Genomic DNA, 980 nt, shown 5'->3' with positions numbered 1-980 from the left:
TAACCTGAGGTTTGCTTAAGAAGGGAACTAAGTGCCTGAGGCACGATCAAAGTTTTTGTCAAAGAAAACAAAATCGTGGAGATCCTCAGGCATGTTTAATTTAGAAGAACTTTACTGCTGCGTCGATGACTTTTGCCAAAAATTTATTCCTCTCTGGCATCAACAGTTAATTGAAAATGGTTTGCTCAAACGTCGCCGCGAAGCTTCCCTTTCTCTCAGTGAAGTCATGACGATACTCATTTTATTCCACATGAGCCATTATCGTGATTTTAAAACGTTTTATATTCAGCATGTTAAACTCTATCTTCAGGCCGATTTTCCCCAGTTGGTCAGCTACACCCGGATGTTAACCTTGAAGCAAAGGGCGCTCATTCCTCTCTGTGCTTTTCTTTCGTCACGCAAGGCAGAAACCCAGGGGATCGCTTTTATTGATTCAACCAAAATTGCCGTTTGCCACAATCTCCGTATTCCCCGTCATCGCGTATTTCAGGGCATCGCACAGCGAGGGAAAACCAGTACCGGCTGGTTTTATGGCTTTAAACTTCATCTGGTTATCAATGATTGTGGTGAACTTCTGGCAGTGAAGTTGACTTCAGGAAATAAGGATGATCGCCATCCCGTCAAAGCGCTGGTACAAGGGTTAACCGGATGTTTATATGGCGATAAAGGGTATTTGTCGCAGGCTTTGTGCGATGAACTAGAAGCAGAAGGAATAACGTTAATCACTCATGTCCGTAATAACATGAAGGCAAAAGAATTATCTCTCTGGGATAAGCTGATGTTAAGAAGGAGATTTTTGATAGAAACGGTCGTGGATCAGCTTAAAAATATTTCTCAGATAGAGCATTCAAGACATCGCAGTCAGCTCGGTTTTTTATTGGAAATCGTCGCTGGCCTAATTGCTTATACATTCCAACCTAAAAAACCGAGCTTGAATTTACGGGATTGTGATATAGCTATTTTTAAACGAAGCTGAGGTT

At 41.8% G+C, this 980-nt stretch carries 1 protein-coding gene; it reads left to right on the top strand.

The genetic code is table 11. From position 1 onward, the window contains the following. The first annotated feature begins 91 nt into the window (after positions 1-91). Entirely contained in the window at positions 92-976 is an 885-nt protein-coding gene (locus tag ABR397_RS22825; protein ID WP_350307704.1) for an IS982 family transposase, read from the top strand. Positions 977-980: the final 4 nt, after the last annotated feature.

The sequence above is a fragment of the Photorhabdus viridis genome (assembly GCF_040256935.1).
Classification (GTDB): domain Bacteria; phylum Pseudomonadota; class Gammaproteobacteria; order Enterobacterales; family Enterobacteriaceae; genus Photorhabdus; species Photorhabdus viridis.
Note: the sequence above shows the minus strand (reverse complement) of the source record. Positions and strands in the feature narration are given on the sequence as shown.

Bases quoted from the DNA above. Each gene is read 5' to 3' on its own strand.
- ABR397_RS22825 (WP_350307704.1), top strand. From the start codon at position 92: ATGTTTAATTTAGAAGAACTTTACTGCTGCGTCGATGACTTTTGCCAA.